The organism is Variovorax sp. efr-133-TYG-130, from assembly GCF_030208835.1.
Lineage (GTDB): Bacteria > Pseudomonadota > Gammaproteobacteria > Burkholderiales > Burkholderiaceae_C > Variovorax.
The window spans coordinates 75,905-90,013 of record NZ_JARVTD010000004.1 but is presented as its reverse complement, the minus strand read 5'-3'; the positions used below and the strand labels follow the sequence as shown (position 1 = coordinate 90,013).

Genomic DNA, 14,109 nt, shown 5'->3' with positions numbered 1-14,109 from the left:
GGGTGGCGTTCGTCTTCACAGCAGCAGCTCCGGCTCGGCCTCGACCAGGCCTTCGTAGAGGCTGTCGAAGGAGTGGATCGCGCCTTCGGGGCCGCCGATCTGGCTGTGCGTGTGGCGCGCGGTCGCCTCGTCGATGGGCTGCGGCTTGCCGGCGGCCTCGGCCAGCAGTTGCGTGTGGCAGGCGTTGTCCAGCGCGATGTACCACCACGCGGCGGCCTCCACCGTGGGGCCGGCCGTCAGGATGCCGTGGTTCTTGAGGATCGCGCCCTTCCGGTCGCCCAGCGCATGCGCGATGCGCTCGCCCTCGCTGGTGTCGACCACCATGCCGGTGAAGTCGTCGAACAGCGCCACGTCGTCGTGGAACACGCAGCTGTCCTGCGTGAGGGTGTCGAGCTTGCGGCCCAGCGTGGACCAGGCCTTGCCGTAGGTCGAGTGGGTGTGGGCCGCGGCGATGATCTTCGGGTTGTGCTCGTGAATGGCCGCATGGATGGCGAAGGCAGCCTTGTTGAGCGGGCGATCGCCGATGACGGTCTCGCCCTTCGAATTGACGAGCAGCAGGTCGGACACCCGGATGCGCGAGAAATGGATGCCCAGCGGGTTGACCCAGAAGTGGTCGGTCAACTCGGGGTCGCGCGCGGTGATGTGGCCGGCCAGCCCCTGCGCGAAGCCGAAGCGCGCGAACAGGCGGAAGGCACCGGCCAGGCGCTCCTGCCGATGGCGGCGCTCGGCCTGCACGGTGGGACGCGGGGGCACGGGGTCGAACCAGTACTTCTGCTGCGGGTTCGGGTTGAGCTTCAGCGGCTGGGGGGCATTGCGGTCGATGGAAAGAACGGCGCTCATGGGTTTCCTAGGTGTTCGGTTCTGGCTCCTTCCCCCTCTGGGGGAAGGTTGGGATGGGGGCTCGACAGCTTCAACGCCATGACGGCGTTCGACGCCGCCTGCCCCCACCCTTGCCCTCCCCCAGAGGGGGAGGGAGAAAGTCAGATCAGGCGGCTTTGCGGATGGACGCGGCGCGCTGCGCCACTAGTTCGCGCGTGCGCGGGATCAGCTCGCGCCCGTAGTCCAGCGCATCCTCGAGCGGATCGAAGCCGCGGATCAGGAAGGTCGTCACGCCCAGGTCGTAGTAGTCGAGCAGCGCATCGGCCACCTGCTCGGGCGTGCCGACCAGCGCGGTGCTGTTCGAGCGCCCGCCGATCTCCTGCGCCACGGCCGTCCACAGGCGCTTGTCGAGCCGGGAACCCTTCTCGGCCGCGGCCAGCAGGCGCCTGGCGCCTTCGCTTTGCTGCGGGCCGCCGCGGTTGTAGCCCTGCACCACGCGCAGGCGCCTGGTCTCGGCCAGGATGTTCTCCGCGCGGGCCCATGCAGCCTCTTCGGTCTGCGCCAGGATCGGGCGGAACGACACCGAGAAACGCACGCTGCGACCGTGCTTCGCCGCTTCGGCGCGCACGCGCGTGGTCAGCTCGCGCGCCTGGTCGAGCGACTCGCCCCACAGCGCATACACGTCGGCGTACTTGCCCGCCACCGGAATCGCGGCCTCCGAGGCCCCGCCGAAATACACCGGCACGTGCGGCTTGCCGTTGCGCGTCTGCAGCGGCTTGACTGCGGAGAACGCGTTCTGGAAGCGGTAGTGCGCGCCTTCGTGGTCGAAGGGCTTCTCGGCCGTCCACACCTTGTGCAGCACTTCGAGGTATTCGTCGGTGCGGGCATAGCGCTGGTCGTGGTCGAGCCAGTCGCCGTCCCGGCGCTGTTCCTCGTCGGAGCCGCCGGAGATGTAGTGCACGCCGAGCCGGCCGCCGCTGAACTGGTCGAGCGAGGCGAACTGCCGCGCCGCCAGCGTGGGCGCGACGAAGCCGGGGCGATGCGCGAGCATGAAGTGGATGCGCTCGGTCACCGATGCGGCATGCGCCACCGTGAGCGTGGCGTCGGGGCTGGTCGAGTGATGCGGCACCAGCACGCGGTCGAAGCCGGCGGTCTCGTGCGCCTGCGCGAAGGCGCGCACGTAGTCGCGGTCGAGCGCCGGGCCCTTTGCCGCGTGGATTTCAGAGACCTTCTGGCCCTGGATCATGCCGATGAATTCGACGGCACCGTCTTGCTGTGGCTGGCTCATGTCGTTGTCCTTGTCTGGGTTGGGAGAGGGAAATCAGGCGGCGGGCAGGCGCAGCAGGTTCTCGAAGCTGCGGTCCCACAAGGGCTTCACGTCGGCCGGGCCGTCGAGCACGCCGATCTTCAGGAAGGTGTCGGCCACGTCCTGGTGGCTGCGCACCACGGCGTCGCTGACGGGGCCCAGGCTGTAGTCGCCGCTGCGGCCGTTGAAGAGCTCGACGATGTCGCCCACCGGCACGCGCGTCTCGGCCGACTGCGCGCGGGCGTACGCCAGGAAGTTGCCGTTGCTCCACGCGAAGGCGCGCTGCAGGCGCTGCAGCAGGTCGGCCAGCGCGGCACGGCGCGGTGCGTCGTCCAGCGCGCGCGGGTTGGCGTAGATGGGAAAGTTGCCCGACAGGTAGCCCACGCCGGTCTTGATGGTGCGCGCGCCGTACTGCGTGCGCGCAAGCTGGCCGTTGTAGCCGTAGATGGCCCAGGCATCCAGATCGCCCCGCGCGAAGGCCGAGAGGCCGTCCGACGGCGTGAGGCTCACGGCCTGGATGTCGCTGAACGACAGGCCCGCCTCGGCCAACTGCTTGGCCAGGTAGTAGTGCGAGGTGGTGGCGCGCACATAGCCCACGCGCTTGCCCTTGAAATCTGCGATGGTGCGGATCGGCGCGTCCTTGCGCGCCAGCGTGGCCTGGTTGTTCAGGTCTTCGTGCGTCACGGCCACCAGCCGCACGCTGGACTTCTGCCGCGCCGCGAACACCGGCGGGATCTCGCTGCCCGAGCCCAGGTCGAGCGCGTCGCCGTTGATGGCCTCGATGTGCAGCACGCCGTTGTTGAGCTCGCGCCAGTCGATCCTGTAGGGCGTGTTGGCCTGGCCGGATGCCGCCAGCAGCGGCCGCCAGAGCCCCTTGTACGTGCCCACGCGCAGCGTGACGCCCGACAGGTCGGCCGACGGCGCGGCGGCCCGGGCCCAGCCGGCCGAAGCCGCCGCGCCCCATGCGGCGGCTGCCTGCAGCAGGCGGCGCCGTTCCAACGAGAGATCTGGTTTCATGCACCGGACCGTACCCAGAGGCGGCACGGATGCAAACACAGAAAAACGAGTTTGCATATGCGGGATGCATCGTTTTACGGCGCCGGCCGGCCGGCTACCGTGCGCAACCATGAGTGCACTCCCTTTGCGACGCCCCTCGGCCACGGCCGGGGAACATCCATCCACGCCCCCGGGCGGCCTGGCCGCGCCCGCGCTGCTGGCGCAGCTGTCGGCCCGATTCGCCGCCACCGCGGCCGATCACGACCACAGCGGCGCTTTCCCGCGCGAGAACTTCGACGCGCTGCAGGCGCACGGCCTGATCGGCCTGGTGGCGCCCGCCGCCTACGGTGGCGGCGGCGCCACGCTGGCCACGGCCCGGCGCGTGATCGCGGCCGTGTCGCGCGGCGAGCCGGCCACCGCGCTGATCCTCACCATGACCTATCTGCAGCACCACGCGCTGACGCGCGGCGACAGCCGCTGGCCGCCGCACCTGCGCGAACGCGTGGCGCGCGACGCGGTGGAGCACGGCGCGCTGATCAACGCGCTGCGCGTGGAGCCCGCGCTGGGCTCCCCCGCGCGTGGCGGCCTGCCGGCCACTGTGGCGCGGCGCGATGCCGACGGCTGGAAGATCGACGGCCACAAGCTCTACACCACCGGCATCGAGGGCCTCTCGTGGCTCGCGGTGTGGGCCCGCACCGACGAGCCCGCCCCGCGCACCGGCGTGTTCCTGGTGCCGCGCCAGGCCCCCGGCGTGCGGGTGATCGCCAGCTGGGACCACCTGGGCCTGCGGGCCTCGGGCAGCCACGAGGTGGTGTTCGAGAACGTCGCCGTCGGCGCGGACCACGCGGTCGACCTGCGCGCGCCGTCCGACTGGGCGCCCGATGCCGGCAGCCAGACCGACATCGACGCCCACGCCACGCAGCAGGCCTGGATGACCGTGCTGCTCGGCACCCTCTACGACGGCGTGGCCACGGCCGCGCGCGACTGGCTGGTCGGCTTCCTGAACGAGCGCGCGCCCGGCAGTCTCGGCGCGCCGCTGGCGAGCCTGCCGCGCGTGCAGGAGCACGTGGGCGAGATCGAAGCGCTGCTGCGAACCAACCGCGTGCTGCTCGACGACGCCACCGCCGCCGTCGACGACGGCCAGGCGCAACCCGCGGCCGACAGCGGCCTGCTGAAATACACGGTGACGGGCAATGCGGTGCGTGCGGTCGAACTCGCGCTGCAGCTCAGCGGCAACCACGGCCTGACAAGGCACAACCCGCTGGAGCGGCACTACCGCGACGTGCTGTGCAGCCGCATCCATACGCCGCAGAACGACGCGATCCTGATTGCAGCGGGCAAGCGCGCACTGCTGCCTTCGGGAGACGCCGCATGACGTCCCTGCTCTTCTCCAGCGCCTCGCGCCGCGGCTGGCTCAAGCAAGGCGCCGCGCTGTCGCTGGCCGCCACCGGTTCGCTGCGTGCATTTGCGCAAACGCCGCCGCAGGCCACGCTGGTGCTGGGCGACCAGGCCGGCGGCCTGCGCTCGCTGTTCGAGGCCTCGCGCGCGCTCGAAGGCGCGCCGTTCGCCTATCGCTGGGCCAACTTCCAGGGCGCCGCGCCGCTGTTCGAGGCGCAGCGCGGCGCGGCGGTCGACACGGCCATGGCCGGCGACCTGCCGGTGCTGGCCGCCGCCGTCGGCAAGACGCCGCTGAAGATCGTCGCCACCCGCGTCGGCAAGGCCGATTCGCTGGGCATCGTGGTGCAGCACGATTCGCCGCTGCGCAGCGTGGCAGACCTGCGCGGCAAGACGGTGATCGTGTCGTCGGCGCGCGGCAGCATCTCGCAGTACCAGTTGTACGGCGCGCTCGAGGAGGCCGGCGTGAAGCGCGACGAGGTGACGGTGAAGTTCGTGCTGCCGACCGATGCCGCCGCCGCCTTCGCATCGAGGCAGATCGACGCCTGGGCCATCTTCGATCCGTACTACACCATCGCGGTGCAGCAGGGCGGGCGCATCCTGCGCGACGGGCGCGGCATCAACACCGCGCTGGGCTTCATCACCGCGAGCGAACATTCGCTGGCCGACCCGGCCCGGCGCGCGGCCATCGTGCAGTTCCTCGACCGGCTCGGCCGCGCGGGCGACTGGGCGCTGGCCAACCCCGAGGCCTATGCACAGGCATACAGCCAGCTCACGCGGCTGCCGATCGAGGCTTCCCGCATCATCACCGCGCGGGCGTCGGTGGCGGGGCGGCCGGTGAGCGAGGCGGACATCGCCGCGCTGCAGGTCGTGGCCGACCGCTCGGCGCGCGACGGCATCCTGCCGGTGCGGGTGGACGTGCGCGCGATCACCGACACGCAGCTCTGGAAGCGCGCCGCATGATCGCGCCGCTTCGCGAATTTGTCGGCGCCTTCGGCCGGCTGCTCGACGGCGCACCCGACGAGCCCCGCATTCTTTCGGAGGGCGGCGCGCTGTTGCGCACGCTGGTGGCGCGCGACGACTGGCTGCCCGAGGCCTTCGCGAAACCCGACCCGACGCGCTACCAGCAGTTCCTGCTGCATGCGGACAGCACCGAGCGCTTCTCGGTCGTGAGCTTCGTGTGGGGGCCGGGGCAGGCCACGCCGGTGCACGACCACACGGTGTGGGGACTGATCGGCATGCTGCGCGGTGCCGAGTACAGCCAGGGCCATGCGCTCGATGCGCAAGGCCGTGCACAGCCGAAGGGCGAGGCGGTGCGGCTCGATGCCGGCGACGTGGAAGCGGTGTCGCCCACCGTCGGCGACCTGCACCGCGTGCACAACGCGCATATGGACCGGGTGTCGATCAGCATCCACGTCTACGGCGCGAACATCGGCGCCGTGCGGCGTCATACTTACCCGCCGGAGGGCGGACGCAAGCCCTTCGTCTCCGGATACTCCAACACGCTGCTGCCCAACCTGTGGGACCGCAGCGCCGAACTCAGATCTTCGCCGACCGCCGCATGACGACTGCTTCCTTTCCCCTCCTGTCCTTCGCCGCCGTGCGCGAGCGCCTGCTGTCCCGCGAAGAAACCGCGCTGCTCGACGTGCGCGAGGAAGACCCGTTCGCGCAGGAACACCCGCTGTGGGCCGCGAACCTGCCGCTCTCGCGCATCGAGATCGAGGCATGGCGGCGCATTCCGCGGCGCGACACGCTGATCGTGCTGTACGGCGAACACGGCGGCAGCGACCTCGCGCCGCTGGCCGCCAAGGCATTCGCCGCGCTGGGCTACACCAACGTCCACCTGCTCGACGGCGGCCTCGAGGGCTGGCGCAAGGCGGGTGGCGAATTGTTCCGCGACGTGAACGTGCCGAGCAAGTCCTTCGGCGAACTGGTCGAGCACGAGCGGCACACGCCGTCCCTGTCGGCACCCGAGGTGAAGGCGTTGATCGATGCCCGGGCCGACGTGGTGGTGCTCGACGCGCGCCGCTTCGACGAATACCAGACGATGAGCATTCCGTCTGCCACGAGCGTGCCCGGGGCGGAACTCGTGCTGCGGGTGCGCGAGCTGGCGCCCGACCCGGCCACGCGGGTGATCGTGAATTGCGCGGGCCGCACGCGCAGCATCATCGGCACGCAGTCGCTGGTGAACGCCGGCATTCCGAACCCGGTGGCGGCCCTGCGCAACGGCACGATCGGCTGGAAGCTGGCGGGCCAGGTGCTGGACCACGGCGCCGGCCGGCAGGCGCCCGCCGCGGTGTCCGACGCGCATCGCGCACAGGCGCAGGCCGATGCGCACCGCGTGGCCGATGCGGCCGGCGTGCGGCGCATCGACCTGGCCGCGCTGCAGACACTGGAGGCGCCAGGACGCACCGTGTATCGCTTCGACGTGCGCACGCCCGAGGAATACGCCGCGGGCCATCTGCCGGGCTTTGCGAACGCGCCCGGCGGCCAGCTGGTGCAGGAGACCGATCACCAGGTGCCGGTACGCGGCGCGCGCATCGTGCTGGTGGACGACGACGGAGTGCGCGCATCGATGAGCGCCTCCTGGCTCGCACAGATGGGATGGGAGGCCTATGTGCCGCACGCCGTGCCCGAGGCCGCGGCGTTCAGCGAGAAGGAGCCCCCCGCGCCCGCCTACCCGCCCGTCGCGGCCGTGGTGGCGGAGATCACGCCTGGCGAACTCTGCGCGCTGCTTGGGCAGCCGTCGTCCGGCACCGCGGTGATCGACGTGACCACGAGCGCCAACTACGTCCGGCGCCACATCCCGGGCGCGTGGTATGCGATTCGTGCGCAGCTGGCGCATGCGCTGGACGCGGTCATTCCCGCGTCGCGCCGCTACGTGCTGACCTGCGGCAGCAGCCTGCTCGCGCGCTATGCGGCGGCCGACGTGCGTGCGCTGCTCGATGCCCGGGGCAAGGCCGATGTCGAAGTGCTGGTGCTGGCGGGCGGCAACGCCGCCTGGTTTGCCGCGGGCCTCGAAGCCGAGAGCGGCGAGACGCGCCTTGCGACACCGCGCACCGACCGCTACCGCCGGCCCTACGAAGGCACCGATGCGCCCGCGGAGGCGATGCAGGCCTATCTCGATTGGGAGTACGGCCTGGTGGCGCAGCTGGAACGCGATGGAACCCATCATTTCAGCGTGCTCGAAGTGCAAGCGTTTTGAAAGGATCACAACACGGCGGTGACACTGTGTAGGCCGGGTAAAGGCGGCCAGGGCCGTCATCCGGCAAAAGGCCGAAGCGTTGGTTGTGCATAGCGCACAACAACTCATCAAAGGAGCTTCGCCATGAGAGTCCCGATCCTTGCCCTGTCCGCCGCCACGCTGGCCGCAGCAGTCCTGACCGGCTGCGTGGTCGCCCCGGCCGCCCCCGTCTACTCGGCGCCTCCGGGCGTGGCCTACGTGGCGCCGACATATGTCTCGCCGGGCGTCGGCTTTGTCTGGGCCTATCACCCGCGCTACGGCTGGGGCTGGCACCACCCGCAGTACGGCTGGCACCGCGGCTGGCGTTGAGCCGAAATGCAAAGCGGCGCTCGAGAGCGCCGCTTTTTTTACGTGGAAGCCGCCCGGTCAGCTCGGCTCGGCGCTCTTGAACAGCGCAGCAACCTTGCGCTTGCTCTTGATGTTGCTCGAGATGCCGCGCGCGGGAGTGGCCTTGGCGGCGGCTTCCCAGGCCGGCGTCGCGTCGGGTTCGCCCGGCTCGTAGGGCTTGTCGAAGAACGGGTCACGCGGCGCCGCGGGCGCACGGTGCGGGCGTCCGCCGCCGCGGCGAGCATCGCCGCCCAGGCTGGCGCGTTCGCGCGGCTGGTCGAGCACGTCGCGTGCGTCGCCCGCTTCGCCTTCCTCGCGCCAGTGGCGGCGTCCGTCGTTGATGCGGCCGCGCGGGCGGTCTTCCTCGAACTCGACGGGCTCGAGATCGATCTTCTTCTTGATCAGCTTCTCGATGTCGGCCACCAGGCGCACGTCGTTGCCGCCGCTGGCAAAGCTCACGGCCAGCCCCGAGGCGCCGGCGCGGCCCGTGCGGCCGATGCGGTGCACGTAGTCTTCGGCGTTGAACGGGATGTCGAAGTTGAAGACGGCGGGCACGTCCTTGATGTCGAGGCCGCGGGCCGCGACGTCGGTGCACACCAGCAGGTCGACCTCGCCGGCCTTGAACGAGGCCAGCGCCTTCAGGCGTTCGTCCTGGCTCTTGTCGCCGTGCAGCGCAGTGGTGCGCAGACCGTCGCGCTCCAGCGAGCGTGCGAGGCGCGCGCAACCGAGCTTGCTGTTGACGAACACGAAGGCCTGCGTGATGCCGCGCTGGCGCACGATCTGCTTGAGCGCGCGGCGCTTGTCGTCGTCGCTCACGCTGTAGAAGTGCTGCTCGACGGTGGAAGCTGTCTCGTTGGGGCGCGCCACCTCGATGGTGACCGGGTTCTGCAGGTAGCTGCCGGCCAGCCGCTTGATTTCGGGGGAGAACGTGGCCGAGAACAGCAGCGTGGTGCGCTGCTTGGGCAGGTAGCTCAGGATGCGCTGCAGGTCGGGCAGGAAGCCGATGTCGAGCATGCGGTCGGCTTCGTCGAGGACCACGTATTCGACCTGGTTGAGCACCGCGTTCTTGGCTTCGATGTGATCGAGCAGCCGGCCCGGCGTGGCCACCAGGACTTCGACGCCCTTCTTCAGCTCCAGCGTCTGCGGCTTCATGTCGATGCCGCCGAATACGACCGTGCTGCGCAGGTTGGTGTACTTGGCGTACAGCTTGACCTGCTGCGCGACCTGGTCGGCCAGTTCGCGCGTGGGCAGCAGCACCAGGGCCCGGACCGGATGCCGCGCGGGCGAGGTCGAGGCGTTTTCATGCTTGAGCATGCGCTGCAGCAACGGCAGCGAGAACGCCGCGGTCTTGCCGGTGCCGGTCTGGGCGGCGCCCATCACATCCTGCCCGGAAAGCACGACCGGAATGGCCTGCTCCTGGATCGGTGTCATGGTCTCGTAGCCCATTTCGGCCACGGCGCGCGCCAGCGGTTCCGCCAGCGATAGATTGGAGAAGGAACTTGTCATTGAGCCCTCTATTGTCGCACTGCCGCAAAAAACAGCAGTGACCGCGCCGTGACAACGTCCGTGCCGGCGGAATTGCTATTTATTTCATAGCATGCAAGACAGCAGGCACGGGCCCTGCGGGCCCATCGATCTCAAAGGCTGCGCGCGTTGAAGGTGTCGCAGGCCTTGATGTCGCCGCTCTGGTAGCCCGCGCCGAACCATCTTTGGCGCTGTGCGCTGGTGCCGTGGGTGAAGCTGTCGGGCACCACCGCACGGCCCGCGGAGCGCTGCAAGGCGTCGTCGCCGATCTTCTGTGCGGCGTTCATGGCGGACTCGATGTCGCCCGGGTCGAGCCACTTCTTCGACTCCTGCGAATGGTGGGCCCACACGCCCGCGAAGCAGTCGGCCTGCAGCTCCACGCGCACGCTCATGGCGTTGTTCTGGGTCTGGCTCAGGCGATTGCGCATGCCGTCGACCTTGGCGGTGATGCCGAGTTCGTCCTGCACGTGGTGGCCGACCTCGTGCGCGATGACGTAGGCCTGCGCAAACTCGCCCGGTGCGCCGAGCTGGTTCTTCAGGGTGTCGTAGAAACCGAGGTCGATGTAGACCTTCTGGTCGCCGGGGCAGTAGAACGGCCCCATGGCCGACTGGCCCGTGCCGCAGGCCGTGGGCGTGGCATTGCGGAACAGCACGAGGCGTGGCGCGTGGTACGTGCCGCCGTTCTGCTTGAAGATGTCGGTCCAGACCACCTCGGTGTTGCGCAGCACGGTCGAGACGAAGGCCGCTTCGCGGTCGTTCGCCGGCGGCTTTGGTGCCGGCCCCTGCTGGGGCTGCTGCTGCACCTGCGCAGGCCCTCCACCGCCGCTGAGCAGGCTCAGCACGGTGAGCGGGTTGATGCCGAAGACCCAGCCGGCGATCAGCGCGACCGCGACGGTGCCGATGCCGATGCTGCGCCCGCCGATGAAGCCGCCGCCACCACCGCCGCCTTCACCGCGGCGGTCCTCGACGTTGTCCGATTGTTCGTTGCCTTCCCATCTCATCGCACGCTCCTTACCGGCCTTTTGCAGGAGTTGTCGCCGGTGACCGGAGGATGGTACTTGGCCCGGCGGCCACCGGGGTAACCGGCCGTCAGCGAAAGGCGCGGCGGCGGGTCAGGTTTTCGGCAGAGTCACGCCGCGCTGGCCCTGGTACTTGCCGCCCCGGTCCTTGTAGCTGGTCTCGCAGACCTCGTCGCTCTCGAAGAACAGCACCTGCGCGCAGCCTTCGCCTGCGTAGATCTTCGCGGGCAGCGGCGTGGTGTTGCTGAATTCGAGCGTCACGTAGCCTTCCCATTCGGGCTCGAAGGGCGTGACGTTGACGATGATGCCGCAGCGCGCGTAGGTGCTCTTGCCCAGGCAGATGGTGAGCACGTTGCGCGGGATACGGAAGTACTCGACGGTGCGCGCCAGCGCGAAGCTGTTGGGCGGGATGATGCAGTAGTCGCCATGCATGTCGACGAAGCTCTTCTCGTCGAAATTCTTGGGGTCGACCACGGTGCTGTGGATGTTGGTGAAGACCTTGAACTCGGGCGCGCACCGGATGTCGTAGCCGTAGCTCGAGGTGCCGTAGCTGATGATCTTGTGGCCAGAGGACTCGCGCACCTGGCCCGGTTCGAAGGGCTCGATCATTCCTTCGTTCTCGGCCATGCGCCGGATCCATTTGTCGCTCTTGATAGACATTGAAAAACACCCCAGTCTTCGCGCACTTCGTGTCGCTACGCCAACCCCTCAAGGGGCAACACCAGCGGCCCGGCAAAGCCGGTTCCGCGGTGTTCCTGGAAGAGGTTGCGCCGCGCTCGCTGGGTCGGCGATTGTGGCATGGGTGGGCTCGCCCTCTCGAGCCTCAGCCAGCCTGCGAGATCACCGTGCGCTCGACCACCCGGTCGTCGCCGAGCACGATCATCGCGAAGAGCATTTCCTCCAAGGTGTCGGCGCGTTTCGTCTTGCGCGCCAGCAGCGGCGTGGCCGCCGGGTCGAGCACCAGGAAGTCGGCTTCGCAGCCGGGCTGCAGGTTGCCGATGACGCCGTCGAGCCCCAGAGCGCGCGCGGCGCCGCCGGTGTGGCGCCACCAGAGCTCCGATGGCGCGATGCTCAGGCCGGTCTTGGTCTGGCCCTCGCGGCCCACGTAGTAGGCGGCCATCATGGTGTGGAACGGGCTGAAGCTGGTGCCGCCGCCCACGTCGCTGGCCAGTCCGTAGGGGTAGCCCACGCGGTCGGCCGCGCCGAAGTCGAAGAAGCCGCTGCCCAGGAACAGGTTGCTGGTCGGGCTCACCGCGGCGGCCGTCTTCGTGTCGCGCAGCAGGGCGCGGTCGGTGTCGTCGAGGTAGATGCAGTGCGCGTACACCGCACGCTCGCGCATCAGGCCGAAGCCGGCGTACACGTCGAGGTAGGAGCGCGCCTTCGGGTAGAGCTCGCGCACCCAGCTCACTTCGTCGCGGTTCTCCGCCACGTGCGACTGGATCCATGTGTCGGCGTACCTGGCCGCCAGTTCGCCCGCGCCGCGCATCTGCGCATCGGTGCTCGCGGGCGCGAAACGCGGCGTGATGGCATAGCCCAGCCGGTCGGTGTTGTGCCACTTGCGGATCAGCGCCTCGCTGTCGATCAGGCTCTGCTCGGTCTGGTCTCGCACGCCGTCGGGCGAGTTGCGGTCCTGCAGCACCTTGCCCGTGATCATGCGCAGGCCGCGGCGCCGGGCGCCCTCGAAGAAGGCATCCACCGAGGCCACGTGCGAGGTCGCGAAGGTCAGCGAGGTGGTGACGCCGTTGCGCAGCAGCTCGTCGAAGAACACGTCGGCCACTTCGTTCGAGTGCGCGGGGTCGGCGAACCGGCCTTCCTCGGGGAAGGTGTAGTTCTCGAGCCAGGGCAGCAGCCCCGGCGAGGGCGAGCCGATGATGTCCGTCTGCGGGAAGTGGATGTGCATGTCCACGAAGCCCGGCGCGAGGATGCGCCCGGGCAGGTGGGTCGTGTGGGCGTCCGGGTGGCGCGGCGCGACGGCGGCATGGCTGCCCGCATCGAGCACGCGCTGGCGGCCGGTGCTGTCGGGGGCGACCACCAGCAGGCCGTCTTCATCGAAAACAGGCTGGCCGTGGGCATCGAATCGCAGGAGGGAGGCGCGGTAGGCTTTTTTCATCGTGGTTGCGGAGGGTAATGCAGCGCCGGACAACCGCAATTTCCATGCGCATATGAGTGCTATATGCCGAACGCACTCCCGGCATTGCCGAATGCGGCGCCCATCCGTCACCACGTCCTCAAATGGTTGATCCAATGACGATTCATCGGCTATGATCCTTCGAGGCAACTCTCAGGCACAGCCACCCGCTCGATGGATCTAGACCTCACCCCCGACCAAGCCGCGTTCCGCAACGAAGTACGCCAGTTCGTGAAAGACCGGCTTCCCGCAGACATTCGCGAGCGCCTGCGCCTGGGCCATCCGCCGCGCAAGCAGGACACCGTGACCTGGCAGCGCATCCTCAACGAGAAAGGCTGGGCGGCGCCGCATTGGCCGCGCGAGTTCGGCGGCGCCGAGCTCGGCCAGGCCGAGCGGCTGATCCTGCTCGACGAGCTGTTTCGCGCACCCGCGCCATTGCCGCAGGTGTTCAATGTCGGCATGCTTGGGCCGGTGCTGCTGAAGTTCGGCACCGAGGCGCAGAAGCGCTTCTTCATGCCGAAGCTCGCGAACCTCGACATCTGGTTCTGCCAGGGCTTCTCCGAACCGGGCTCGGGCTCCGACCTGGCCTCGCTGCGCACCTCCGCCAGGCGCGAAAGCAACGAGTACGTCGTCAACGGCCAGAAGATCTGGACCACCACGGCGCACCTGGCCGACTGGGTGTTCGCGCTGGTGCGCACGGACAGCGAGGGCAGGAAGCAGCACGGCATCTCGTTCCTGCTGATCGACCTGCGCACGCCGGGAATCACCATTCGACCGATCACGTCGATTGACGGCCAGCATCACCTGAACGAGGTCTTCTTCGACGAGGTTCGCGTGCCGCTCGACAACCTGGTCGGCGAGGAAGGCCGCGGCTGGGACTGCGCCAAATACCTGCTGATGAACGAGCGCACGGGCATCGCCAACGTGGGTCTGTGCAGGGAGCGGCTGGACTATGCCCGCGAACTCACGGGCAAGCGCACCCAGGCCGGCAAGCCGCTGCTCGACAGCCCCAGGCTGCGCAGCGAAATCGCCATGCTCGACGCCGAGATCCGCGCGCTCGAAATCACCAACTGGCGCTTTCTGCTGTCGCCCGACACCGCGCAGAAGGTACCCGGCTTCGCTTCCGTGCTGAAGCTGAAGGGCACCGAGCTGCAGCAGGACATCGCCCAGCTGCTGCAACGCATCGCGGGGCCCGCGGCCATGGAGCGCCGCCCGCACGACGGCGAGGGCGCCGGGCATTGGGCGGGCCCGCTGGCCATGCGCTATTTCTACAGCCGCGCGGCCAGCATCTACGGCGGTACGAGCGAGGTCCAGAAGGACATTCTTTCCAAGACGATCCTGGGGTAGGTCA

Annotated in this window: 13 protein-coding genes; 6 read left to right on the top strand and 7 right to left on the bottom strand. The window is 69.2% G+C overall.

Features of this window, described 5'->3' with window-relative positions; all coding sequences use genetic code 11:
• Positions 1-15 precede the first annotated feature (15 nt).
• The 3 genes from QRN67_RS06875 to QRN67_RS06865 all read right to left on the bottom strand — a co-directional run bounded on the left by QRN67_RS06875 (position 16) and on the right by QRN67_RS06865 (position 3,142).
• Positions 16-840 (bottom strand): class II aldolase/adducin family protein, encoded by an 825-nt coding sequence (locus QRN67_RS06875; RefSeq protein ID WP_081267552.1) that lies wholly within the window; start codon positions 838-840, stop codon positions 16-18.
• Positions 841-985: 145 nt separating this feature from the next.
• On the bottom strand, positions 986-2,107 hold the full coding sequence (locus QRN67_RS06870) for an LLM class flavin-dependent oxidoreductase (RefSeq protein WP_285411209.1): 1,122 nt from the start codon (positions 2,105-2,107) through the stop codon (positions 986-988).
• A 33-nt stretch (positions 2,108-2,140) separates the two neighbouring features.
• Positions 2,141-3,142: an ABC transporter substrate-binding protein gene (locus tag QRN67_RS06865; protein WP_081267550.1), complete on the bottom strand. Its 1,002-nt coding sequence runs from the start codon at positions 3,140-3,142 to the stop codon at positions 2,141-2,143.
• A gap of 109 nt (positions 3,143-3,251) precedes the next feature.
• Here QRN67_RS06865 and QRN67_RS06860 point away from each other — a divergent pair, with 109 nt between their 5' ends.
• The 5 genes from QRN67_RS06860 (at position 3,252) to QRN67_RS06840 (ending at position 8,069) form a co-directional block, all read left to right on the top strand.
• The gene (locus tag QRN67_RS06860; protein ID WP_106938222.1) at positions 3,252-4,496 is read left to right on the top strand and encodes an acyl-CoA dehydrogenase family protein; all 1,245 of its coding nucleotides are present in this window, start codon (positions 3,252-3,254) and stop codon (positions 4,494-4,496) included.
• On the top strand, positions 4,493-5,479 hold the full coding sequence (locus tag QRN67_RS06855) for an ABC transporter substrate-binding protein (protein WP_106938221.1): 987 nt from the start codon (positions 4,493-4,495) through the stop codon (positions 5,477-5,479). Before QRN67_RS06860 ends, QRN67_RS06855 begins: the two co-directional genes overlap by 4 nt.
• A complete protein-coding gene (locus tag QRN67_RS06850; RefSeq protein WP_285411208.1) occupies positions 5,476-6,081 on the top strand; it encodes a cysteine dioxygenase family protein in 606 nt (201 codons plus the stop codon). The genes QRN67_RS06855 and QRN67_RS06850 overlap by 4 nt, the downstream gene beginning before the upstream one ends.
• Positions 6,078-7,721, top strand: coding sequence for a rhodanese-related sulfurtransferase (locus QRN67_RS06845; protein ID WP_285411207.1), 1,644 nt, complete (start codon positions 6,078-6,080; stop codon positions 7,719-7,721). Before QRN67_RS06850 ends, QRN67_RS06845 begins: the two co-directional genes overlap by 4 nt.
• A gap of 123 nt (positions 7,722-7,844) precedes the next feature.
• Complete coding sequence (locus QRN67_RS06840) at positions 7,845-8,069, top strand: hypothetical protein (protein WP_081268868.1); 225 nt, start codon at positions 7,845-7,847, stop codon at positions 8,067-8,069.
• 57 nt (positions 8,070-8,126) lie between these two features.
• Here the strand turns inward: QRN67_RS06840 and QRN67_RS06835 are convergent, their stop codons facing one another.
• The 4 genes from QRN67_RS06835 to guaD all read right to left on the bottom strand — a co-directional run bounded on the left by QRN67_RS06835 (position 8,127) and on the right by guaD (position 12,740).
• Positions 8,127-9,593, bottom strand: coding sequence for a DEAD/DEAH box helicase (locus tag QRN67_RS06835; RefSeq protein WP_081268869.1), 1,467 nt, complete (start codon positions 9,591-9,593; stop codon positions 8,127-8,129).
• A gap of 131 nt (positions 9,594-9,724) precedes the next feature.
• Positions 9,725-10,612 (bottom strand): KPN_02809 family neutral zinc metallopeptidase, encoded by an 888-nt coding sequence (gene ypfJ / locus QRN67_RS06830; protein ID WP_081268870.1) that lies wholly within the window; start codon positions 10,610-10,612, stop codon positions 9,725-9,727.
• Positions 10,613-10,723: 111 nt separating this feature from the next.
• The gene (dcd, locus tag QRN67_RS06825; RefSeq protein ID WP_056519644.1) at positions 10,724-11,290 is read right to left on the bottom strand and encodes a dCTP deaminase; all 567 of its coding nucleotides are present in this window, start codon (positions 11,288-11,290) and stop codon (positions 10,724-10,726) included.
• A gap of 163 nt (positions 11,291-11,453) precedes the next feature.
• Positions 11,454-12,740: a guanine deaminase gene (gene guaD, locus QRN67_RS06820; RefSeq protein WP_285411206.1), complete on the bottom strand. Its 1,287-nt coding sequence runs from the start codon at positions 12,738-12,740 to the stop codon at positions 11,454-11,456.
• A gap of 192 nt (positions 12,741-12,932) precedes the next feature.
• Between guaD and QRN67_RS06815 the strand changes: the two genes are divergently transcribed.
• A complete protein-coding gene (locus QRN67_RS06815) occupies positions 12,933-14,105 on the top strand; it encodes an acyl-CoA dehydrogenase family protein (RefSeq protein WP_285411205.1) in 1,173 nt (390 codons plus the stop codon).
• The last annotated feature ends 4 nt before the right edge of the window (positions 14,106-14,109 follow it).